Below are 21,319 nucleotides of genomic sequence, written 5' to 3'. Positions count from 1 at the left end.
ACGTCATCTCGCCTTTTTCAACCTGCTCGACAACGCTCAATTTTAAAGCCAGGCTGTAATCTCGCTGACTGCGTCGAAACCCTTGTTCCATCGGACACTCCTTCTCTGTAACGAAAAAGTGTCAACTTATTCCAGGACGGATCAATAGCATAAAAAAAGCCCTGCAAAAACAGGGCTTCGGCTTACTCAGGCATTCAGACAAGAAAATTTCCAGAGGAAACTCACGCACACTCGATGGTCAACGGTAGCGATATGTCCCTGGCCTGAAGAGGAATAGATGGATACCAGCACGACCATACCGTCAGAAATACCATCATCGTCTCATGCTCGACGGCCAGGATCACAAGGTGCCGGCGAAGGCCCGCCGCAAACCGACGGCTGCCTCCCAGCGTGCACCTACGGCTTGGGCCAGCGCATCGCGTGCCTGCAAGTGAGTCCGGCGCGCGTCGAGCACCGCGCCCATGTCCGCCATGCCAGCTTCATACAGCCGAGCAGCATTGCCCGCCGCCGCGCTGCCTGCCGCGTCCACCCGCCGCCACTCCTCCAGGGCACTGCCGGAGGATGTCCATTGGCTCAGCCGCGACTCCACATCGACCAGCGCGCCCAGCATGGCTTTCTCGTACTCTGCCATCGCCTCCTTCGCACGCGCGTCTTGCACTGCGATATTGGCGCGTATGCGGCCGCCGTCCAGGATCGGCATGCTGAGCGACACGCCATAGCCAACCGCCAGTTGCGGCACCGCCGACGCCCCACGCTCAGCCAAGCGCTCGCGCGAGCCGGACCAGGCAAGCTGCAAACTCGGATAGACGTCGCGTCGCGCCACTCCGGCGCGCGCCAGGGCCGCATCCAAGGCGTGCGCCTGGCGCTGCACATCCGGCCGGCGCTCCAACAACTCGCCGGGCAGGACCGCGGCCGGCGCCCCCGGCACCTCGGCCTGCCACGCGGACGTGCCCAAATCCGGCGCCTGGCTGCGCCCCAACAGCAGCGACAACTGGCGCAAGCGCACCAGATGCTGGCCTTCGATCTGCGCCAGGGTGGCACGCTCCTGAGCCAGTTCGGCGGTCCAGCGTTCCATATCCAGCGCGGTCACCATGCCGGCATGGAACTTGCGCGACGATACCTCTGTCTGTCGCTGGGCCACGTCGATCGCCTCGCGGCGCAGCACCAGGCGCCGCTCCAGCGTGCGCAATTCAAAATAGGCCGTGGCGACATCGGCCGCCAGCGCGATTTTGGTCGCCTGCCAGCCCAGACGCACGCTCTCCGCATCGGCCTTGGCCGCAGAAATGCCCTGGGCGCCACGACCGAACAGATCGACTTCCCACGCCGCGCGCAGGCCCAGCGAAGTCCGCTCCATTTTCGGGCTTCCAGCACTGTCGCGCCCGCGCTGGGCACCGGCCGTGGCGTCCACGCGTGGACGACGGTCCGCCTCGGCCCCGTCCACCAGAGCACGGGCCTGCTCCAGACGGGCGGCCGCAATTTTCACATCCTGGTTGGCCGCCAGCGCCGACATGATCAGCGCATCGAGCACCGGATCACCAAACTGCTGCCACCAGGCGTCGTCCACAGTGCCATGGACGACGGGAACAGCTCCCACCCAATGGGCGGGAACTGCCAAGTCCGGTGCGCTTGGCGTCGTGCCGGGCGCCATGCTGGCGCAACCACTCAATGCTGCCATCACGGCGAACAGAGGAAGGGAATTCAGAATTTTCATTGATACACCTTTTCAATTGACAACGGTTTTTCAAAACTATACTATACGTATAGTAAAGAATCAAATGAAAAGGAAATCAGCATGGCTATCTCGGAAAAACGGACCGGTCGCACCAGCAAACGCGACCAGCTGCTCGATGCTGCCGCCGCCATCGTCAGCAAGCACGGCGTTCAACAGCTCACCATCGATGCAGTGGCAATGGCCGCCAATGTCACCAAGGCTGGATTGATTTATCACTTCAAGACCCGCGACGAACTGCTGGGGGCACTGGTTGAGCGCATGGCGCAGGAATTCGATCTGCAGACCCAGCCTCAGGAAAGCCTGACCACGCGCTCCGCGCTGAGCCGGATGTCGCAAGAGACCTTCGAGATGACGCCGGAACAACGCCAGCTCATGGCCAATTTGCTGGCCGCCGTTTCGTCCCACCCGCAGCTGATCGCGCCGGTGCAGGCCTTGTACGCACGCAACTATGACTGGATGACCCAAAGTGGCGACCGCGCCGACCAAGCCATGATCCTGGCCGCCGCCCTGGACGGCATCGCCCTGCTTGAATTACTCAATTTGCATCAATTTACCCCGCAGCAGCGCGCAGCGATGCGCGCCGCTCTGGACAGCGCTATCCGCGCCCTGCCCTGAACCGTCTCATATCCGCATTTTTAAGGAAGATCCCATCATGTGTTCCCGTTCTCTCTGCGCCTTCAGCGCAGCCCTGCTGTTGGCTGCCTGCGTTGAACACGCTCCCCCGCCTGCGCCGTCCGCCAAACCGGTAAAGATTGAAGTTGCCGGCGACAGCGCCAGCCATCCCGCCGACAGCTTTGTGGGCACCCTGCGCGCGCGCCAACGCACCGACCTGAGTTTTGAAACGCCCGGCCGGCTGACCATCATGAAAGCCGACGTCGGCGATCAGGTGCGCGCCGGCCAGGTACTGGCGCAACTTGACCCGGCGCCTGCCCGCTGGCGCCTCGACAAGGCCATTGCCGACCGCAACGCGGCCAACGCCACGATGGCTGAACGCCAGACCTGGTTGCGCCAGCAGGAAGCCCTCGCACGCGACGGCATCATTTCTCCAGCCGCATTGCAGGCAGCGCAAGCGTCACACCAGCAGGCCGTGAGCCAGCAGGCCGCTGCCGAAGCGGCTGTCGCCACGACGCGCCGCGACCTGGAATTGACACGCATCACGGCACCGTTCGACGGCCAGGTCGTAGCCCGCCTGGCACAACCCTTCATCGATATCGCGCCGGGCCAGGCTATCTTGCAGCTAGAGTCAGGCAATGCGCTGGAACTGGTCGCCCAGCTCCCGGATTCGGTGGCGGCGCGCCTGAAACCCGGGATGACCGCCCATGCCCTCAGCGGAAATGACCGCGTGGCCGTCAAACTGGAACGCCTCTCCAGCCGCAGCGACAATGGCTCGCTGGCGCAGGCCATTTTCCGCCTCGAACATGCGCCCGCGAGCATGCGCAGCGGCGCCGCCGTCGCGCTGGAACTGCCGCTGCAAGGGCCACAGTCCCTGACCCTGCCAGCGAGTGCCATCATCGCCGCCAATGACGCCAAGGGCGCCACTGTCTTCGTCGTCAAGGGCGGCAGCCTGCAGCGCCGGGCGGTCGGCACGGATGGGCGACTGTTGCCCGCAGGGCGCGTCGCCATCACCAGCGGCGTGGCTGCCGGCGACCAGGTGGTCGTGGCGGGCACCGCCTTCCTGACCGAAGGCCAGGCAGTCGTCGCGCACCGTTCGCAAACCCTGCTGCAAGGAGCCCGCCAGTGAAGCTCACGTCTTCCGCGCTCAATTCGAGCCGGCTCACCTTCTTTGTCGCGCTGCTGATCCTCGTCAGCGGCGCCTTTGCCTTCCTCACTTTCCCGTCCCAGGAAGAGCCTTCGGTGACCATGCGCGAGGGTGTGGTGTTTGTCGCCAATCCCGGCCTGCCGGCCGAACGCCTGGAGCAGCTGGTGGCGCGGCCGCTGGAGGAGCGCCTGCGCCAGCTCAACGAACTCAAGACCGTCACCAGTACCGTGCGGGCGGGCAGCGTCCTGCTGCAAGTGAGCCTGCGCGACGATGTACGCGATCTGGTGCCGGCATGGCAGCGCATGCGCGCCAAGGTGGACGAAGCCGTGCCTTACTTCCCCGCAGGCACCCTGCCGCCGCAGGTGGACGATGATTTTGGCCGCGTCGCCATTGCCTCGATTGCCATCACGGCGCCGGGATTCTCGATGAGCGAAATGCGCGCGCCGCTCAAGCAACTGCGTGAAGGCTTGCTGCGCGTGCCGGGCGTGCAAGGCGTCAGCTTCTACGGCCTGCAGGAGGAACGCGTGTACATCGAATTCGACCGCGCCCGCCTCGCTGCGCTGGGTTTATCGAGCGCCAGCGTACTGCAGCAATTACAGCAACAAAATATAGTCCAATCCGGCGGCCAGGCCGTCATTGCCGGTCTGAACAGCGCGGTGGTGGCGTCGGGCGAAATACGCTCGCTGCCAGAACTGAAAGCCTTCCTGCTCAGCGTGCCAGGCGCGGGCAAGTCCGCCGCGGCGGCCAGCGTGCGCCTGGGCGACATCGCCCAGATTCAGGTAGCGAAAGCCGACCCTGTCGAAAGCGCGGCCATCTACCGCGGCGAGGATGCGGTGGTGCTGGGCGTCTCGATGCGTTCCGGCCAGAACATCAAGGCTGTAGGGAAAGCGCTGAAAGCACGCGTAAGCGAGCTAGAGCGCCAACTGCCGGCCGGTTTCACCATCGACTATGCAACCTTCCAGCCCGATGTGGTGGCTGCCGAGATGGGCCACATGAACCAGGTGATGCTGGAGACGGTGGTGATCGTAATGATCGTGGTGGTGCTGTTCCTCGGCTGGCGTGCCGGCGTGGTGGTCGGCAGCATCGTGCCGCTGACCATTCTCGCCACCCTGTTGCTGATGCGCTCCCTGGGCATCGAGTTGCACATCGTTTCCATGGCCGCCATCATCATTGCCCTTGGGCTGCTGGTCGATAACGGCATCGTCATCGCGGAAGATGTCGAGCGCCGCCTGGCTGCTGGCGAAGAACGGCGCCATGCCTGCGTCGAAGCCGGCCGCACGCTGGCCATTCCGCTGCTGGCTTCCTCGCTGGTGATTATCTTCGCATTCTCGCCTTTCTACTTCGGCAACACCTCCACCAGCGAGTACCTGCGGCCGCTGGTCGTGGTGCTGACACTGTCCCTGCTCGGCTCCTGGCTGTTGTGCCTGACGGTCACGCCATTGTTGTGCTACCACTTCCTGCAAACGGGTCATGGCCACGACGCCCCCTCCAAGCCGAGCCGCTTCTACCAGGCCTATGCCAGCACGATCCGCCGCGTGCTCGATCACAAAGGCATTTTCCTGGCCGTGATGTGCACCGTGCTGGCGCTCGCCCTGACGGTGCTGGGCAGCCGGCCGGCCGGCTTCATGCCGTCGTCCGACCGCCCCCAGTTCCAGGTCGAGCTCGAACTCCAGCCAGGCAGCGACGCCCGCCGCACGCAGGACGTGGTGCGCGGCTTGAGCCGCTGGCTGGGCGACCGCAAGGCCAATCCGGACGTCACCACCAGCATCGGTTATGTGGCCGAAGGTGGTCCGCGCGTGGTCCTCGTGCTGAATCCCCCCCTGCCTGCCTCGAACATCGGCTACTTCACCGTCACCGTTGCCGACCCGAAGAAAATGGATGCGGTCATGGCGCGCACCCGGCTCTGGATGACGGAGCATCACCCCGACGTGCGCATCGACGCCAAGCGTTTCTCGCGCACGAGCAACGACTCGGGCGCCGTGGCCTACCGCATCTCGGGCAGCGACGAAACAGTCCTGCGCGCCATTGGCCTGCAGGTGGAAGCCGCGCTGCGTTCCCTGCCCGGCCTGGAACAGGTCAAGGATAACTGGGGACCGCGCCTGGCGCGCGTGGATATCGAGATTGACCAGAACAAAGCACGCCGCCTTGGTATCAGCAGTGAAGAAATCGCCAGCGCACTGGCCACCCGCAATAGCGGCGCCGCAGTATCGGTGCTGCGCGACGGCGACACCCTGGTGCCGCTGGTGGTGCGTGCCAGCCAGGCCGAGCGCACCCGTCCCGAAGACATGGCCAATACCTTGGTCCAGCCTGCGGCCGGCGGCGCCCCGGTGCCCTTGTCGGCCATCGCCACCGTGAAGCTGGGCTCGGAGCCTTCCACTATCCGCCGCCGCAACCTGGAACGGACGCTGACCGTCAGCGCACGCAACGCGCAAGGCACGGCGCAGCAAGCGGTCGACCTTGCCGCGCCAGCGATCGCCCGCGTTGCGCTGCCACCGGGCTACCGCATTGAAATTGGCGGCGAACTGGAAGAAGCCGCCGAATCGAACGCCACCCTGGGCAAATACCTGCCGGCGGCCATGGTTGCGATGTTGATCCTGTTCATCTGGCAGTTCGGCTCCTTCCGCAAGCTGGCCCTGATCGTCGGCATCATCCCGTTTGCCATGATCGGCGCCGGCCCGGCGCTGGTGATTGCCGGCGAACCGCTGGGATTCATGGCCAATTTCGGACTGCTGTCGCTGGCCGGCATCATCGTCAACAACGCCGTGTTGTTGCTCGAGCGTATAGAAGTGGAACTGGCGGCCGGCCTGCCGATGCGGGAAGCCGTGGTGGCCGCTGCCGTGGCGCGTCTGCGCCCGATCGTGATGACCAAGCTGACCTGCATCGCCGGCCTGATTCCGCTGCTGCTGTTCGCAGGCACGCTGTGGACCGGCATGGCCGTCACCATCATGGGCGGCTTGTTGCTCGGTACGCTCATTACGCTGGGCCTGGTCCCGGTGCTGTACGAGCTATTGTTTGACGGCCGCATCGCCGCCTGGGCCGCGCGCCTCACTGGTTCGCAGCGCCAGCCGGCTCAACAGACCGTCGCCTAAGTTCGGTTCCTCGTTTGGCAAGCCCCGGGCCGCGGCCCGGCGCTTGCCTTTTTTTATGCGATGGCTGGCTGCGGTCGGTCCTGTGAGCGGGAAGGTGAACTTGTTCTGTCGCTGTTGCACAACAGCGTCGGCGTATGCAACTGCACTGCATCTGATCCGCAAATACGGCGCCGTCACGCCATGCTGGATGGATTTGCCCACGGCGTCTGCCGTGCTATCGCTCGCTCCACGCAGCCAGTTATGTGTAGCATAGCGGCAACCTAGGACAATCGGCCAAATGAAATAGAGTATGATCGCGCAAGACACCACTTGGGCGGCCAAATGACAGATGCGATCGAAATCCTCCGGCACAATTACAACGGCGCCTACCTGCAAAGAAAATTCCTGTCCTATCGCGCCCAGACTTGCCTGATCATCCTGCTCACCGCCGTCATGGGCGTGAGCGGATGGATTGTCGATTACAACATCGATCCGGACGCCGCACCTGGCCTCGTATGGATGCGGCTGAGCTACGGATGGCTGGTCATTCCCGCCTGGTACATCTGGCGCACCGGGAGTCATCGGCGGGCAGCACTGTGCGCGCTGGTCACATTAGTCTTAGCACAAGTGCATGATATTGCAATCCTGCACCAGCTGACGGGCGGACTGTCCAGCGCTGTCATGAGTTTTGTGTTCTATCCGCTGGTCGTCACTTTGCTCTGTCTTGGATTTTCCCTGTTCGTCAACTGGGTGGCGCTGGCCCTGGTGACACTCAGCCCGCTCGTGCTTGCCTCGACCGGCTGGCTACGCGACTTTCCGGAGAAGCTGTATAGCCTGATTATCTGGCCAACCTCGATTTTCCTCGCCTGCATTTGCGTGGCGTTTGCGATGGGCTACCACCGGCGCTACCTGCTCGAGCGCGCGCTGGAAGATGCCTCCAACACGGACCCGTTAACGGGCGTCGCCAACCGCCGGCATTTTCAGTACCTGCTGCTGCGCGAAACTTCCCGCCTGCTGCGTCTGGCCCAGCCATGCTCGCTGCTGATGCTCGACATCGACCATTTCAAGCGCATCAACGACAACTACGGCCATCCCACCGGCGACCGGGCGATCAAGGCGCTGGCCCATGCCTGCACCCTGAACTCGCGCGATGTTGACGAGGTGGCGCGCCTGGGCGGCGAAGAATTCGCCATCATCCTGCCTGGTGCCAATGCCGAGGGAGCTTTCCGGTTGGCCGAGCGCATCAGGGCATATGTCGAAGCGATGCAGTTTGCCAGTGACGATGAACAGGCCATCCGCTGGACGGTGAGCATCGGCATTGCCAGCCTGGAAAACGGCGTACAGGCGCACGCTAGCGCCGAGTCCCTGGGCGAGCAACTGGTTGCCCGGTCCGATGCGGCTTTATACGAAGCCAAGAACGCCGGCCGCAATTGCGTGCGGGGGCCTTGATTTACGCCGGCTGGCGCGGCGCTACGAAGGCCAGCGCCTCCTCAAAGCTCTGCAACACCAGGTCCACATGGGCGGCGACTTTGGCCGGCTCCACCGCCACCGCTTCGCGCGGGCGGATGGTTGCCACCGGCACGTCCGGGAGCGCGCTGCGCAGCTCGGTGACGACCTTGGCCCAGGCATCGATACCGCTCTCCAGCGGATAAGCGATAAACACGGTCGAGATCAGCTGATCCGCGCCCGGATCGTCTTCCGGCCCAGCATCCAGCCTGAGCACGTAGCTGCGCGCATCCAGGCCCGCCTCGCGCAGTACCAGCACCAGCAGCTCGCTCATGAACTCTTCCCGCATGCCCGGCAGTGCCGTCGACAGGATGACCGAACGGGCCGGCACGTCCAGCGAGCCCTGCCAGCGTCCCAGCCGTTCTTCGCGCCGTTGCCGCAAATGGGCACCGATGTTCTCGTTGAGCAGGGAGATACGGCGGGTACGCGCGCTAGCCTTGGCCTGCCCCGCCGCCAGCGTGTCGGCCACCATGGCGACGGTGGCGCGAAACTGTTCCTTTTGGCTGCTGAGCATACCGGAACTTGCCAGCGCCAGCCCGGGCAGCATGACCTTGTCGCAGTAGTGCGCCAGCGTTGCCTTGCGCAGGAAGGCATGCGCATCGTCAATGATGGCGTCGGCCTCGCCGCTCAGCACGCGATGATGGAAACGCTGCGCCGCGTTGGCATGAGGCGCCTCGGAAAACAGGATGCTGATCGGCTCCAGGCTCTTGATGTAGCGCCCTGCCACAACGATGCACAACGTCAGAGGTGTCGACAGCAGCAGGCCAAGCGGTCCCCAGATCGCGCCCCAGAACAAGGCGGAGACGATGACCGCCAATGGCGACATGCCGACACTTTGTCCATAGACCCGCGGCTCGACCACGTGCGCGACCAGTAGTTCCAGCAGCAGAAACAGCATCATCGCATACACCGCCAGCGTCCACCCCGGATCGACCGCTGCCGAGAACAAGGCAATCGCCGCGCCTGCAATAAGGGCTCCGATATACGGTACAAAGCGCAGCGCGCCGCACAGGCTACCCCATAGTGCGGCGTGCGGAATGCCAATCAGCCATAGCGCCAGGCCGATCACCACGCCGAAAGTCACATTCAGGACCAGCTGTGTAAAGAAGAACCGGGAGACCCCTTCCGCAGCGTCCTCCAACCCTTGGATGGTGCGGCTGACGTCGCGCTGTCCAACCAGGCGCAGCACGCGGTCGCGCAAATTCTGCCGGTCCAGCAGAATGAAGATCAAGAGCACGAGAATCAGGAAGGCCTCGCCCAGGGGGCCGGACACTACGCCGATGGCCTTGGCAATCGAGTCACTGGTGCTGACCCGCTCGCGAATCTCGACCGGCAGCGGACGCGGCCCCGCCTCCGGCAGCGGCCCGGCAAGCTCGCTATCGATCAGCTGCGGCGCCAGGCGGGCCAGCGGATGCTGGACCATCTGTTCCAGCCGCCGGGTCTTGGCACGAATCTCGGCGCTGTACTGTGGCAGGTCGGACGACAGCGCCATCACGTTCGCCCCCAGCACCGCAAAGGCGCCGACAAACGCCACGATCACCAGCGCCAGAGCGCCAAACGTCGCATGCACGCGCGACAAGCCGAGCCGCCCCATCGCCCGGATCACCGGCGCCAGGGCCAAGCTCAGCACCAGCGCGGTCACGATAGGTTGCAGCACATCCTGGGAAAAATACAAAATCGCCAGCACGCACGCTGCCGTCAATGCAAAGTTTGCTTTCATTACCGTTCCGTTAAATAAAAAAACCCAGCTGCCCCTCGGCCGCTGGGTGAAAGCCATCCCTGAGCGGACGGCTGAGACCACTAGCTTAATGAGTGCGGCCTGCTCTGGAGGCGCTCCAGCGCGCAATAGGCGTGATACAGGGAGAAGCCGAGGAAGGACCAGGCAAGCAAGGCGAACGAGTAGAAAATCACGTGATCGTCATCGCCGGGAATATGGTAGAAGTCGTAAATGCTCGCAATGGTCTGAGCGAACAGCATGGCCAGCACGACGCTCGCCGCTTGCAGCTTCTCGCCGGCGCGCGCCAGCCTGAAGGCAAAACCGAGCAGATACACCGAAAACAGCGTCCACATCACCAGATAGAAGTACGGCTTGACGGCGCTCAGGAAGTCGGCCTGCCATACGAACACCGTGACCGCCAGGCCGGCAGTGAACAGCGTCACGTCCAGCAGCGTCGATGGCCTGAAGCGGTGAGTCGCGACCATCATGCCGGCGACGGTAATCACCGGTATCCCGAAGGCGCGCGAGAAAGCGTCGCAAAACAGCGAGACGTTGAGAAATGCCGGCAGTTCGGTCAAGGCATTGATCAGCAAGTTCGTTGCCGAGAATCCCACCACCAGCAACTCTCCCCCGAGCAGGTAATTGCGTTTCTTGAGGAACTTCAGACCGAAGATCAGCGAGGTCACGATCAACATAATGTCAGCGAAACAATAAACGTAGTATTTGAATTCCATGACGGTTCCTGGTGGCCATTGCAAAGTAGGTACATCGTACCAAACATAGGACAAGAAACCAATTAATGGACATAAAAAAAACGACAGGGGGCTCCTGTCGTTTCATCCTCGCCACACGCGGCTGCGCCGCCGCATCAGTAATCAGGCAGGGAAGCAGGCTGCCCGGCACGCAGTTCCAGCGGCGTCGCGCCAAACCACAGTCGGCAGGCGCGCGTCAAAGCCGACTGTGCGGGGTAGCCCAGCATCAGGGAAACCTGGCCGATCGTCATGCGCGTGGCGCGCAAATATTCCAGTGCCAATTGCTTGCGGACTTCCTCCTTGATCGCGCCGAAACTGGTGCCCTCTTCCGCCAGCCTGCGCTGCAGTGTGCGCGGATGCAGGGCCAGCAACGATGCGACATTGGGCTTATCGCAGCTCGATGTACCCAGCGTGCGCCTCAGCACCAGACGTACCTTCTCCGACGCGTTTTGCTCGCCCACACCGAAATTGCGGTAGATATAGTCCTCGGCAACCTGGCGGAACGACGCGTTGGCGCCCTGCACATTGGCGGCGAGGGTCTTGCGCGAAATATAGAGGGTGGCGCCCGACGGCTCCTCCAGCAGCCGGGCGCCGAAGAAGCGCTCGTAGACCGCGCGGCTGACGATAGGCTGGTGCGACAGCGAAACGGCACACAATTCGTAGTTATCGCCAGCAAACAGGCGCAGGAAATTATGCGCATCGGCCAGGCACAAGTCGCTATTCTGGCGGGTGACGATAGCGCCGGAAAGACGGACTTCCACCGACACCGCCACCGTATTGGGCACGTTCGACGTGCGCTCATCGACCGAGACGACAATGCCGGGGCTTTGAACGAACAAATAGCGAATCACATCATTAAGTGCATCGCGCACGGTCGGTGCATTGCGCATCACCAGGCTCAACGGCCCCAACACCTCGATGCTTTGATGAGACGACATGCGCAGCCCGAAGTCGCCCAGCCCGGTTACTTCGGCGCTCGCTTCCAGCAAGAGGGTGGCGGCGCGCAACGAGATCAGCGCATCATCCGCGCCGAGTGCTGATTCGTCGATGTGATAGCGGCGCATGAGCGGCGCGGGATCGTGGCCCACTTCGCGCATCAGTGCCTGGTAGCCATGCAATCCCCTGGCGTGTACATTTGGTTCCATGTCTCAGAATGTAAAAAAATAGTCTCGCCGTGTCAAGCGGCGTTGCCACATGACCGCTACAGTTGGCGCTTGGAGCATATACATAAAAAGGGAGACATCCGATGAAGAGCCATTTTGACGTATTGATTATTGGTGCCGGCCTGTCCGGCATCGGCATGGCCTGCCAGTTGGCCAAGGCATGTCCGAGCAAGCGGGTGGCGGTTCTGGAGCGGCGGCAGCGTATCGGCGGCACCTGGGACCTGTTCCGCTATCCCGGCATCCGCTCGGACTCGGACATGGTCACTTTTGGCTATTCCTTCCGCCCGTGGCGTCAGAACAAGGTGCTGGCTGATGGCCCCGAGATCCGCCAGTACATAGAAGATGCGGCGCGCGAACACGGCGTCGACCGCTGGATCCGCTACGGCACCATGATCGACGGCGCCAACTGGTCCACCGCGCATCGCTGCTGGACAGTCCATGCACACGACGAAGCGAGCGGCGAAAAGCTCAGCTTCACCTGCAAGCAGCTGGTGGCGTGTACCGGCTACTACAACCACGATCAAGGGTATCTGCCCACGTTCCCCGGCGAAGAGCAATTCAAAGGCCTGCGCATCCATCCGCAGCAGTGGCCGGAAAACCTCGATTACCGCGACAAGCGCATCGTGGTAATCGGCAGCGGCGCGACCGCCGTCACGCTGATTCCCGCCATGTGCGACAAGGCTGCCCACATCACCATGCTGCAACGCTCGCCGAGTTATGTCATGACCGTGCCCGGCTACGACAAGGTGGCCGCCGCGCTCGGCTATGTGCTGCCGGCAAACTGGGTGTACGGCCTGGCGCGCTGGCGCAATCTGCGCCTCCAGCAAGGCATCTACAAGGCAGCCCGTCGCTGGCCGCGCCAAGTGCGTTCGTGGCTGCTGAGCCATGTGCAAAAACAGCTTGGCCGCGAGGTCGACATGCAGCATTTCACGCCCAAGTACAACCCCTGGGACGAACGTCTGTGCGCCGTGCCGGACGGCGACCTGTTCCGTGTGTTGCGCGAAGGCAAGGCGTCGGTGGTGACGGACCAGATCAACACCTTCACGGAAAACGGCATCCTGCTGCAATCGGGAAAACACCTGGACGCCGACATCGTCATCACCGCCACCGGCCTGCAACTGCAATCGCTCGGGGGCATGCGCCTGAGCGTGGATGGCGAAAAAGTCGAACCCGGCAAGCTGATGACCTACAAAGGCGTCCTGCTGCAAAACGTTCCGAACTTTGCCTACCTGTTTGGCTACACCAACGCGCCCTGGACACTGAAGGTGGAAATGTCGGCGGACTATCTGTGCCGCCTGTGGCGGCATATGGATGCGGTCGGATCCGACGTGATGACCGCCCGCGCGCCGGCTGGCGAAAAACTCGACGAGTCTGTTCTGGGCTCGCTGCAATCGGGCTACGCCCAGCGCGGCCAAGCGCTGCTGCCGCGCCAGGGCCGCTCGCTGCCGTGGCGTGTGCTGAACAACCTGAAAGCGGACCGCACCATGCTGCTGCGCGATGCCGTCACCGATGCCGCTCTGGAGCTGCGCGGGCCAGGCCAGCCGAAGACCGCATCGTTCCCGCGTCGCGCGGCATGAAGGTGCGCGGCATGGACTCGCATTTTGTGAGCGCGGGCGAAACCTGCGCCGGCACGCTGCTGCTGCCGGCGTCGGCGACGCGGCCGCCAGTAGTCATCATGGCAAATGGCTTCGGCGGCATCCGCAGCGCCGCGTTGCCGGAGATCGCACAGCATTTTGTGGATGCTGGCTACGCGGTCTACCTGTTCGACTACCGCAACTTCGGCGATAGCGAGGGACAGCCAAGGCATTGGGTGAGCCCGCGACGCCACCTGGCCGACTGGAAGGCGGCGCTCAGGCACGTGCGCGGCCTGGCCGGCATCGATCACGACAAGCTCGTGCTGTGGGGGACTTCGTTCTCAGGCGGCCACGTGATTGAAACGGCTGCACGCGACCCGGGCATCCGCACGGTCATTGCGCAGGTGCCCCACGTCAGCGGCATCGCCAGCGTGCTGCAACTGCCGCTGCGCATCAGCTTCCGCCTGATGCTGGCGGCGCTGCGCGATCAGCTTGGCCGTGTCGTTGGCCGTCCGCACTACAGCCGCATCGTTGGCCACCCCGGCGAAGTGGCAGCCTTGTGCAGCGCGGAATGCTGGGATGGTTATGCCCGCCTGATTCCACCGGGCGCGAGCTGGGACAATCGGGTGCTGTCGCGCATCTTCCTGGAACTGCCGTTCTACAGCCCTGCCCGTTCAGCGAGGAAGGTGAAGGCGGCGACCTTGATTATTGCCGGCAAGCGCGATTCGGTCACGCCGGCCGCCGCGGCGCAGCGGGCTGCCAAACGCATCCCGGACTGCGAGTTTCATCTATTGGATGGCAACCACTTTGAGCTGCACCTGGCCAGCGAAGCGGTGTGCCAGCACAGCATCGCCTTGCAACTGGCTTTCCTGAAGCGGCAGATCGCCGCTTGAGCGTTATTGGAGGGGCATACCAGCACACTGCCTGCCGCGACCTTGGTCCCAGGATACGGGTCTGGAAGGCGATGCCGTCAATGACAGCGATGATCGCCGGCGCCGTGCCGTCCTCGGCCCGTGTGGCCGAGGGCACCGGCGGCACACACGGCAATGTTGTGAAATTTCTCGTTTTCACAATTTCTTGAATAAAATAGTTGTAATTTAAAAATCATCACTCAGCGCGCGACCAGCCCCGCCAGCGAGAGCAGAACGGGGGGAGTGGCGCCGGCGGCAAGGACGGCGGTCAGCGGTTCCCGTTCGGGCCGCTGGGCCAGCGTGAAGGTGGCGCCGCCATCGGTACTGCGCAGCACGGTCCCGGACATGCCCGCCACCAGCACGCTGCCATCGGCCTGCTGCGCGATGCCGGTCAATGACTGGGTGGTGTTCGAATGCAGCGCCTGCCAAGTCTGGCCATCGTCACGACTGCGGTACAGATGGCCGCGCATGCCGCAGACCAGCAAGGTACCATCGGCCAGCGCCGTTCCGTACCACAGCGAGCCCTTGCCGCCGGCGGCGGCCATGTTCCAGGTCGCGCCGCCGTCGGTCGAACGGTAGACGGCCCCGGCTTCGCCTGCGACCAGCAGCGTCCCGCGCTGCGAGGCAAACACGTGGTAGAGATGGCGGTCGGCGTTGTCGCCGCTGCCGAGGTGGCGTTCGGTCCAGCTGCGGCCGCCGTCATGGGTTTCGATGGCCCAGCCATACAAGCCGACCGCAAAGCCATGTTCCACGCTGTCAAAGTGCAGCGACAGGACCGGCTGTTCCAGCCCCGGCGTGGCGCGCAGCAAGGTCCAGCTGTCGCCGCCATCCTGCGTGCCCAGCACCACGCCGTCATGGCCTGCGGCGTAGCCGCGCCGGGCATCGAGAAACTGGACGCTGGTCAACATGGAGCGCACCGGCACGGCCTTGGCCTGGCGGAAGCGCAGGCCGTCGTCGGACAGCAGCACCACGCCATGGTCGCCTACCGCGACCACGCGCTGGCCCGCCAGGGCCGCTGCCAGCAGCGGCGCCCCGGCTGCGTTGGCCACGCGCTGGGCTGGCAGCAAGGACGGCCAGCGTTGTGGTTCGGCTGCTGTCGCCTCGCAGGCGACCCGCAGAACGATCAGGATCAGAATGAAGTGTCTGAAAAAATACATGGCTGCCCTTCTAGTGTTGTAAGGCGGCCGGCATGCGCACCGGCCCGGTTCGGGGAATCACCCATTCCAGCACTGCGGCAACTGCAGGCAGCAGGGTAATCGCCATCACCATATTGACGAGGAACATGAATGTCAGCAGCGCGCCCATGTCAGCCTGGAATTTCAGGCTGGAGAAGGTCCACGTCGCGACGCCGACCGACAAGGTAATGGCGGTGAACACCGTGGCCAGGCCGGTTTCCGTCAGCGCCGTTTCCAGCGCCTCGGTAAATGCGCGGCCATGCGACAGCTGGACCTGCAGGCGGTTATAGATGTAGAACGCATAGTCGACGCCAATGCCCACCGCCAGCACCATCACCGGCAGGGTCGCCACCGTCAGGCCGATTTCCAGTTCCTTCATGAACCAGTAACCTATCCAGGTGGCCACCGTCAGCGGCAGGCAGCAGACGATCATGGCGCGCCAGTCGCGATAGACCAGGAACACCAGCACCAGGATGGCGGCATACACGTACAGCATCATCGGCGTTTCCGATGCCTCCAGCACTTCGTTGGTGGCGGCCTGCACGCCGGCGTTGCCGCTGGCCAGGCGCAGCCTGACGCCGTCCAGCGTATTCACGTCCCGGAACGTCTTCACCGCCTCGACCACGCTCTTGATGGTGGTGGCCTTGTGGTCAGGCAGGTACAGATTGACGCCCTGCACCCGGCAATCGCTGGACGACAGGCCCGCAATCCGGTTGTTCACACCGGCGAACTGCGAGCCGAGTCCCCGCGGGTCGCGCGTCAGCGTGGCCAGCTTGGGGTTGCCCTCGTTCAGGCCGGCGTTGTACAGCTTGAGCTGCCCGGCCAGTGCATCGGCCGACACCACGCCTGGCACGCTGCGCATCAGCCAGGTGAATTCATCGATGTACAGGAACTGGTCGGCGCGCGAACAGACTTCGCCCAGGCGCGCCGGCGTCGCCTCGAACACCACCGTCAGCCAGTCGAGACCAACGTCGAAGCGGTCGACGATGGCGGCGGCATCGCGGTTGTAGCGCGACTCGGCGCGCAGCTCCGGCGCGCCAGGCTGCAGGCTGCCGATATGGCGGCCCTGGCTTTGCCAGAACGCCAGGCCGAAGATGCCCGCACCCAACAGCGTGACCAGCAGCGCATTGCGCGGCCGGGCGATGCGCGCCACCGCCTGCAGCCAGCCGCTGTGCTTTTCGCGGCGCGCCAGCGCATCGCGGGCGAATGCCGGTGTAAAGCGGAAGAACGAGGCGGCAACCGGCAGCATCATCAGATTGGTCAGGATCTTGTAGCCCACACCGATGGCCGCCGTGATGGCCAGCTCGCGTATCATCGGGATCGGAATCAGGATCAAGGTGATAAAGCTGACCAGTGCCGTGATCAGCGCCAGCGATCCGGGGATCAGCAAGCCGGTAAAGCTGTGCCGCGCCGCTGCCGCCGGATCGGCGCCATGCGCCACTTCGCGGATGATGAAGTTGATTTGCTGGATGCCGTGCGACACGCCGATGGCAAACACCAGGAAAGGCACCAGGATGGCCAGCGGGTCCAGTCCGAAGCCCAGCAATTGCAGCGTGCCAAACTGCCACACCAGCGAGGTCAAGGAGCAGACCAGCGGCAGCAGGGTCAGACGGATCGAACGGCAATACCAGTAGACCGCCAGGCCAGTCAGCAGGAAGGCCACGGCAAAGAACCGGGTCACCTCATCCGAGCGGTCGGCAATGTCGCCGATCTGCTTGGCGAAACCGATGATCTGGATTTCCACCTTGGCGTTTTCAAACGGACGCCGGATCTTTTCCTCCAGCTGCCGGTTGAACTGGATGTAGTCCAGCTTCTTGCCGGTGCGCGGGTCGGTGTCGGCCAGTTCGGCGGTGATCAGCGCGCTGCTCTGGTCACGCGCCACCAGCGTACCGACGTGGCCGCCCGCGATGGTCCGCTGGCGCATCTGCGCGATCACTTCACCGTTCAGCTTTTCCGGCACGATATCGCCGCCCGCCACCGGTTCGGCGCGGAAACCATCCTCCGTGATCTCGGTGAAGAACACGTTCGGCGTCCACAACGAGGTCACGCTGGTGCGTTCCACGCCAGGCAGATAGGTGACGGCATCGGTCACCTTCAGCAGCTGGGTGAGCGCCTCCGGGTTCCAGACGTCGCCCTGGCGCGCATGAACAGCGATGGTCAGCCGGTTCGCGCCGAACAGCTGGTCACGGTACTTTTCGAACGTCTCGATGTACTCGTGACCCTGCGGCATTTGCTTTTCAAAGCCGGCCTCCAGGTGCAGCCTGGTGGCGAGCATGCCCATCAGGACGGTGAGTGCCGCCAGCGCCACAAGGAAGATCCGCCGGTGCCCGAACAGGGCCGTTTCCAGACGGGTAATGAGATGGGAGAGCATTAGAATGACGACGCCAGGCTGATGGACATGAAATTACGGTCGCGCAGCAAATTGCTGGCACCACCGCCCCAGTTCTGCGTGAAATCGACGCGCAGCTTCAGCTCCGGCTTCACCTTGAAATCGATGGCGGCCCCCAGCACTGCGGCGCCCGCCCCTTTAATAAAACCCGGCAGCGCCGTCGCCGCCACGCCTGACAGACCTTGTGAGATCGCAATGTCCGGCGCCAGCGAAGCGCGCGTGCCGAACACATTCGGGTACGTCACCGAAGCCGCCACCACCATGCCCCACGAGGCCCGGGTCGGCAGTGTGTAGTCGGCCGTGACGGCATACGGCACGCTGCCGTCCAGCCTCAGGCCCGGATAATAGGCCACCGCCGTCTCCGCCGTGATGGTGCCCTCGCTGGCGCCCAGCGCGCGCAGCAGGCCGCCCAGCGAACCCGATGGCGACAGGATGTGGATACCGGTCAGATGCAGCTGGTAGTGCTTGGTATCAACCCAGCCGCGGCAATAGGTGCCCACCGGCGCCGCCGTAAAATCGGCCAGACCGTTGCAGTAATGCGCATTGCGCGGATCGATGACCGCACTCGGGTCGATGACGACGCCGTCGCGCGGGCGGAACGACAGCTCGGTGCCGATGGCCCACTCGCCGGCCTGGAAGTTATACGACACGCCAAACAGATTGCGGTGCGTGCCGTAGTCCAGCATGCCTTCCAGCCCAAACGGATTGGCCGTCGTGCCGGACACCCGGTAGCTGACAAACGGTACCTTGTCGTCGTAGCGCGTGAAGTACAGACCCAGCTCATTGCCCGACTCCGGGAACTGGTAGCGCAGCGCAATGCCGCCCTGCCCGTTGTGCGGCGCGTGGTCGCCGGCGCGCGGGATGATGGTGCCGGTACCGAGGACGGCGCCCGCCGGATTGGCCGCCGGGTCCGCCAGTTCGGCGGCGCTGAGACGGCGGTCGTACGGCGCGCCCGTGACGGGATTCGGCCCGGTGATGACGGTGGCCGTGTTGCCGACGCTCCCGGCAGGGAACGGGCCGATGCCGGCCGGCGCGGCCGCCGCGTTGAGGAGCGAGGTCGGCAGATAGACTGCGCGCCCGCCCTTGCCGACAAAATTACTGGTCGAGAAGAAGGTGCCCGGCGCATCGACCACAAAGCTGTTCCACTTCCACTGGTAGAACGCCTCCACGCCGAGGCCATGCGCCAGCGAGCTGCTGAACGACAGCATGGGTGCCGGAATGAGCAGGTTCTTCAGCGGCGTGCCCGGCTGGTGCGCGGCCGGCAGATAGATCGCGTTAATCGAGTTCACGCCGCCGGGGATAAAGATATCCTCGCCCCAGTTCAGGACCTGGTTGCCGACGCGGACGCGGGCCTGCTGTTCGCCGATATCGAATTCCTTGGTCACGTAAGCGTCGAGCCAGCGCGGATTGCTGACGGCGAAATCCTTGGCCTCCCGGTCGAGCGGACCGTTCCTGGTGCGGTCGATGGCGAAGTCCTGATTGACCACCCCGCGCAGCAAACCGCTCCAGCCGTCGCTGGCTTTCACATACAGGTCGGCCGAATATTGTAAGTTGGCCGATACCACCTGCCCTCGCTTGTAATGCAGATTGCCCAGGTCCTGATTCAGGCGCAGCGTATCCAGGTTGACCGAGTACGCCTGCGGATTGCCGGCCTGCAGCGGCGTGACCGCATCGCCCACGCAACCGCCATTGTCGTTGCCGAGGTTGCGGCAGTTCGGCTGCGAGGTGCGCACTACCGCCCCCATCGACACCATCGAATCCAGGTTCACCGTCCAGCCGTTGGCCAGCGGCCATTCCGCCGCCGCCACCGGTCCGGCCATCGTCCACGCTCCCAGCACGGCCAGGCATGCTTGTGTCCTGACCATGCGCGTCTTCACTTTATCGTGTGTTTTCATCTCCACCTCTCGTCATGGCGTTGGGGGCTTAGCGCGTGGTCGCGCGGCGCAGACCGTCGGGTTCAAAGATGCCCGCTTTCAGGCGCCCTTCGCGCGCGGACAGCCAATCGGCCTCCTTGCCGCCGGCCTGCACCCGGTCGATCAGGACACGGCTCGCCACGTGGTCGTAGCTGATGTTGGCCGACCAGACGCAGGCTGGCACCTCCCACGCCATGTACGGGCCCATCTCGGTGGTGCGCCAGACCTTGCCCTGGGCGTCATACATGTCCTCGACCAAAATGGTCCAGGTGTCTTCGTCGATATAGAAGGTACGCTTGGGGAACATGTGACGCATGCCCTCCTTCAGCGTGGCCTCGACCACCCACATGCGGTGCAGTTCGTAGCGGGTCAGGTCGCGGCTGATGAATTTCGGCTTGACCACGTCCGCCGCCTTGTTGGCAGGCGAGTTCACGCGATAGGTGTTGTACGGGACGTACAGCTCTTTCTTGCCGGCGAGCTTCCAGTCGTAGCGGTCCAGCGGGCCGTTGTACTGCAGGTACTGGTCGACGATCTGCAGGTTCTCCGTATTCAGCACCGGCGCATCGTACTGATAGGTCGGTGCGCGGCGCACGCGGCGCTGGCTGGCGAAATACAGCCAGACGTCGTTCGGCTTGCCGAAGTTGTACTGGCCCAGCGTGGCATCACCGGCAATCGATGGCGGGCCGGTGAACACGTTGAGCAACTGGTACTCAATGCCGCGCGCATCGGCGACGCCCTTGTTCGACGGCGACCACATCGGCGCAAGCTGCCATTCGTCCTGCGCGATCGGCTCGCCGATGCTGTCGCTGCCCTTGGGCGGGATGTAAGTAGCAAAGTGCGACTGGAAGCCTTCGCCGCGCCAGCTCAGCTTATGGTTCCAGATGGCTTCCGCGCCGCTGCGCGGAATCGGAAACGGCACGGCGGCGCCAATGGCTTCGGCCATGTCGTAGCCATTCGGCGCCATTTTCGCGCTGGCCGCATTCTTGCGGGTACGCTCGTAGAAGAAGTCCGGGTAACCGCAGGAACGGTGCGTCGGGTAGATGTCCATCCGATAGCCTGGGATGGTCTTCACCATCTCCAGCTGGCCCGGCGCCAGCTTGTCCTTGTGGCGGTCGACGTTGGAGGCGTCGATCGAGAACTGGCGCTTGTCGCTGGCGTAGGGATCGGGACGTACCGCACCCGGTTTCCAGCCGGCGGGCGGCGCCATGTCGCCGCCGGTCCACGCCGGGATCGTTCCGTCCTTGTTGCCCGCGCGTTCAGCACCCACCGGCGTCAACTCCTTGCCAAGCCGGGCGGCATCCTGCTCGCCTGCAGCTGCATTCAGCGCCGTACCAACCAAGAGCGCCGTACCGAAAAATGTCATCTTGATGCCCACCTTCGTCTCCCCATGAATGAGTGCCGGATAACAAGCCGGCTCTTGCTTCGTTATTGTTAGGTCATATTACCAAATATAGGTCATTGATATAAACAAAGGAATTAAAAAACAACGGATCGACGGGCAAAAAAAAAGCTATGTCACCGTCAGATGTGGGAATGCTCCCAGCGCGGCTTTCAACAAGGTTGCCGGGGAACGGATGCGCCCCGCGTCGAGTATCCAACGCCAGCCCAGGTAGTTCGGCAGATAGCGCGTGGCCACGCCGTGAAGAAACGGACGTAGCCA

14 protein-coding genes and 1 pseudogene are annotated in these 21,319 nt (G+C 63.7%); 6 read left to right on the top strand and 9 right to left on the bottom strand.

Features of this window, described 5'->3' with window-relative positions:
* Window positions 1-340: 340 nt before the first annotated feature.
* Window positions 341-1,711: an efflux transporter outer membrane subunit gene (locus CBW66_RS27755; protein ID WP_230492391.1), complete on the bottom strand. Its 1,371-nt coding sequence runs from the start codon at window positions 1,709-1,711 to the stop codon at window positions 341-343.
* 81 nt (window positions 1,712-1,792) lie between these two features.
* On the opposite strand from CBW66_RS27755, the gene CBW66_RS27750 reads away from it, so the two are divergent.
* The 4 genes from CBW66_RS27750 to CBW66_RS27735 all read left to right on the top strand — a co-directional run bounded on the left by CBW66_RS27750 (window position 1,793) and on the right by CBW66_RS27735 (window position 8,008).
* Entirely contained in the window at window positions 1,793-2,347 is a 555-nt protein-coding gene (locus CBW66_RS27750; protein ID WP_086140939.1) for a TetR/AcrR family transcriptional regulator, read from the top strand.
* A 37-nt stretch (window positions 2,348-2,384) separates the two neighbouring features.
* Window positions 2,385-3,473, top strand: a complete 1,089-nt coding sequence (locus CBW66_RS27745; RefSeq protein ID WP_086140938.1) for an efflux RND transporter periplasmic adaptor subunit — start codon at window positions 2,385-2,387, stop codon at window positions 3,471-3,473.
* Window positions 3,470-6,580 (top strand): efflux RND transporter permease subunit, encoded by a 3,111-nt coding sequence (locus CBW66_RS27740; RefSeq protein WP_086140937.1) that lies wholly within the window; start codon window positions 3,470-3,472, stop codon window positions 6,578-6,580. Before CBW66_RS27745 ends, CBW66_RS27740 begins: the two co-directional genes overlap by 4 nt.
* Window positions 6,581-6,901: 321 nt before the next feature.
* Window positions 6,902-8,008 carry a GGDEF domain-containing protein gene (locus CBW66_RS27735; RefSeq protein ID WP_139841817.1) on the top strand — a complete coding sequence of 369 codons (1,107 nt, stop codon included), beginning with the start codon at window positions 6,902-6,904 and terminating at the stop codon, window positions 8,006-8,008.
* 1 nt (window position 8,009) lies between these two features.
* Here the strand turns inward: CBW66_RS27735 and CBW66_RS27730 are convergent, their stop codons facing one another.
* The 3 genes from CBW66_RS27730 to CBW66_RS27720 form a co-directional block, all read right to left on the bottom strand.
* Window positions 8,010-9,785: an AI-2E family transporter gene (locus CBW66_RS27730; RefSeq protein ID WP_170933124.1), complete on the bottom strand. Its 1,776-nt coding sequence runs from the start codon at window positions 9,783-9,785 to the stop codon at window positions 8,010-8,012.
* Between the two features lie 80 nt (window positions 9,786-9,865).
* The gene (locus tag CBW66_RS27725; RefSeq protein ID WP_086140934.1) at window positions 9,866-10,516 is read right to left on the bottom strand and encodes a hypothetical protein; all 651 of its coding nucleotides are present in this window, start codon (window positions 10,514-10,516) and stop codon (window positions 9,866-9,868) included.
* A gap of 134 nt (window positions 10,517-10,650) precedes the next feature.
* A complete protein-coding gene (locus tag CBW66_RS27720) occupies window positions 10,651-11,631 on the bottom strand; it encodes an AraC family transcriptional regulator (protein ID WP_230492392.1) in 981 nt (326 codons plus the stop codon).
* A gap of 149 nt (window positions 11,632-11,780) precedes the next feature.
* Between CBW66_RS27720 and CBW66_RS27715 the strand changes: the two genes are divergently transcribed.
* Both CBW66_RS27715 and CBW66_RS27710 read left to right on the top strand, forming a co-directional pair.
* Complete coding sequence (locus CBW66_RS27715; RefSeq protein WP_086140932.1) at window positions 11,781-13,274, top strand: NAD(P)/FAD-dependent oxidoreductase; 1,494 nt, start codon at window positions 11,781-11,783, stop codon at window positions 13,272-13,274.
* Complete coding sequence (locus tag CBW66_RS27710; protein ID WP_230492393.1) at window positions 13,271-14,164, top strand: alpha/beta hydrolase; 894 nt, start codon at window positions 13,271-13,273, stop codon at window positions 14,162-14,164. The genes CBW66_RS27715 and CBW66_RS27710 overlap by 4 nt, the downstream gene beginning before the upstream one ends.
* A 218-nt stretch (window positions 14,165-14,382) precedes the next feature.
* On the opposite strand, the gene CBW66_RS27705 is transcribed toward CBW66_RS27710, so the two are convergent.
* From CBW66_RS27705 to CBW66_RS28845, 5 genes and pseudogenes are all read right to left on the bottom strand, one after another.
* Complete coding sequence (locus CBW66_RS27705; RefSeq protein ID WP_086140931.1) at window positions 14,383-15,339, bottom strand: YCF48-related protein; 957 nt, start codon at window positions 15,337-15,339, stop codon at window positions 14,383-14,385.
* 10 nt (window positions 15,340-15,349) lie between these two features.
* Window positions 15,350-17,728 carry an RND family transporter gene (locus tag CBW66_RS27700; protein ID WP_086140930.1) on the bottom strand — a complete coding sequence of 793 codons (2,379 nt, stop codon included), beginning with the start codon at window positions 17,726-17,728 and terminating at the stop codon, window positions 15,350-15,352.
* Window positions 17,728-19,641: a DUF1302 domain-containing protein gene (locus tag CBW66_RS27695; protein WP_230492394.1), complete on the bottom strand. Its 1,914-nt coding sequence runs from the start codon at window positions 19,639-19,641 to the stop codon at window positions 17,728-17,730. The genes CBW66_RS27700 and CBW66_RS27695 overlap by 1 nt, the downstream gene beginning before the upstream one ends.
* Before the next feature lie 28 nt (window positions 19,642-19,669).
* Complete coding sequence (locus tag CBW66_RS27690; RefSeq protein ID WP_086140940.1) at window positions 19,670-21,022, bottom strand: DUF1329 domain-containing protein; 1,353 nt, start codon at window positions 21,020-21,022, stop codon at window positions 19,670-19,672.
* Window positions 21,023-21,169: 147 nt separating this feature from the next.
* Window positions 21,170-21,319, bottom strand: a pseudogene (locus CBW66_RS28845) (IS1595 family transposase); the annotation flags it as partial.

Source organism: Janthinobacterium sp. GW456P (assembly GCF_002127655.1).
In the GTDB taxonomy this organism is placed as follows: Bacteria; Pseudomonadota; Gammaproteobacteria; order Burkholderiales; family Burkholderiaceae_D; genus Janthinobacterium.
The sequence above is the reverse complement of the archived record's forward strand: the minus strand, read 5'-3'. Positions and strand labels throughout refer to the sequence as shown.

What these genes read in the sequence shown, in the direction of transcription:
- CBW66_RS27755 (WP_230492391.1), bottom strand. Translation starts at nt 1,711, where the DNA reads ATGAAAATTCTGAATTCCCTTCCTCTGTTCGCCGTGATGGCAGCATTG.
- CBW66_RS27715 (WP_086140932.1), top strand. Translation starts at nt 11,781, where the DNA reads ATGAAGAGCCATTTTGACGTATTGATTATTGGTGCCGGCCTGTCCGGC.
- CBW66_RS27745 (WP_086140938.1), top strand. Translation starts at nt 2,385, where the DNA reads ATGTGTTCCCGTTCTCTCTGCGCCTTCAGCGCAGCCCTGCTGTTGGCT.
- CBW66_RS27725 (WP_086140934.1), bottom strand. Translation starts at nt 10,516, where the DNA reads ATGGAATTCAAATACTACGTTTATTGTTTCGCTGACATTATGTTGATC.
- CBW66_RS27700 (WP_086140930.1), bottom strand. Translation starts at nt 17,728, where the DNA reads ATGCTCTCCCATCTCATTACCCGTCTGGAAACGGCCCTGTTCGGGCAC.
- CBW66_RS27750 (WP_086140939.1), top strand. Translation starts at nt 1,793, where the DNA reads ATGGCTATCTCGGAAAAACGGACCGGTCGCACCAGCAAACGCGACCAG.
- CBW66_RS27730 (WP_170933124.1), bottom strand. Translation starts at nt 9,785, where the DNA reads ATGAAAGCAAACTTTGCATTGACGGCAGCGTGCGTGCTGGCGATTTTG.
- CBW66_RS27735 (WP_139841817.1), top strand. Translation starts at nt 6,902, where the DNA reads ATGACAGATGCGATCGAAATCCTCCGGCACAATTACAACGGCGCCTAC.
- CBW66_RS27695 (WP_230492394.1), bottom strand. Translation starts at nt 19,641, where the DNA reads ATGAAAACACACGATAAAGTGAAGACGCGCATGGTCAGGACACAAGCA.
- CBW66_RS27710 (WP_230492393.1), top strand. Translation starts at nt 13,271, where the DNA reads ATGAAGGTGCGCGGCATGGACTCGCATTTTGTGAGCGCGGGCGAAACC.
- CBW66_RS27690 (WP_086140940.1), bottom strand. Translation starts at nt 21,022, where the DNA reads ATGACATTTTTCGGTACGGCGCTCTTGGTTGGTACGGCGCTGAATGCA.
- CBW66_RS27720 (WP_230492392.1), bottom strand. Translation starts at nt 11,631, where the DNA reads ATGCGCGAAGTGGGCCACGATCCCGCGCCGCTCATGCGCCGCTATCAC.
- CBW66_RS27705 (WP_086140931.1), bottom strand. Translation starts at nt 15,339, where the DNA reads ATGTATTTTTTCAGACACTTCATTCTGATCCTGATCGTTCTGCGGGTC.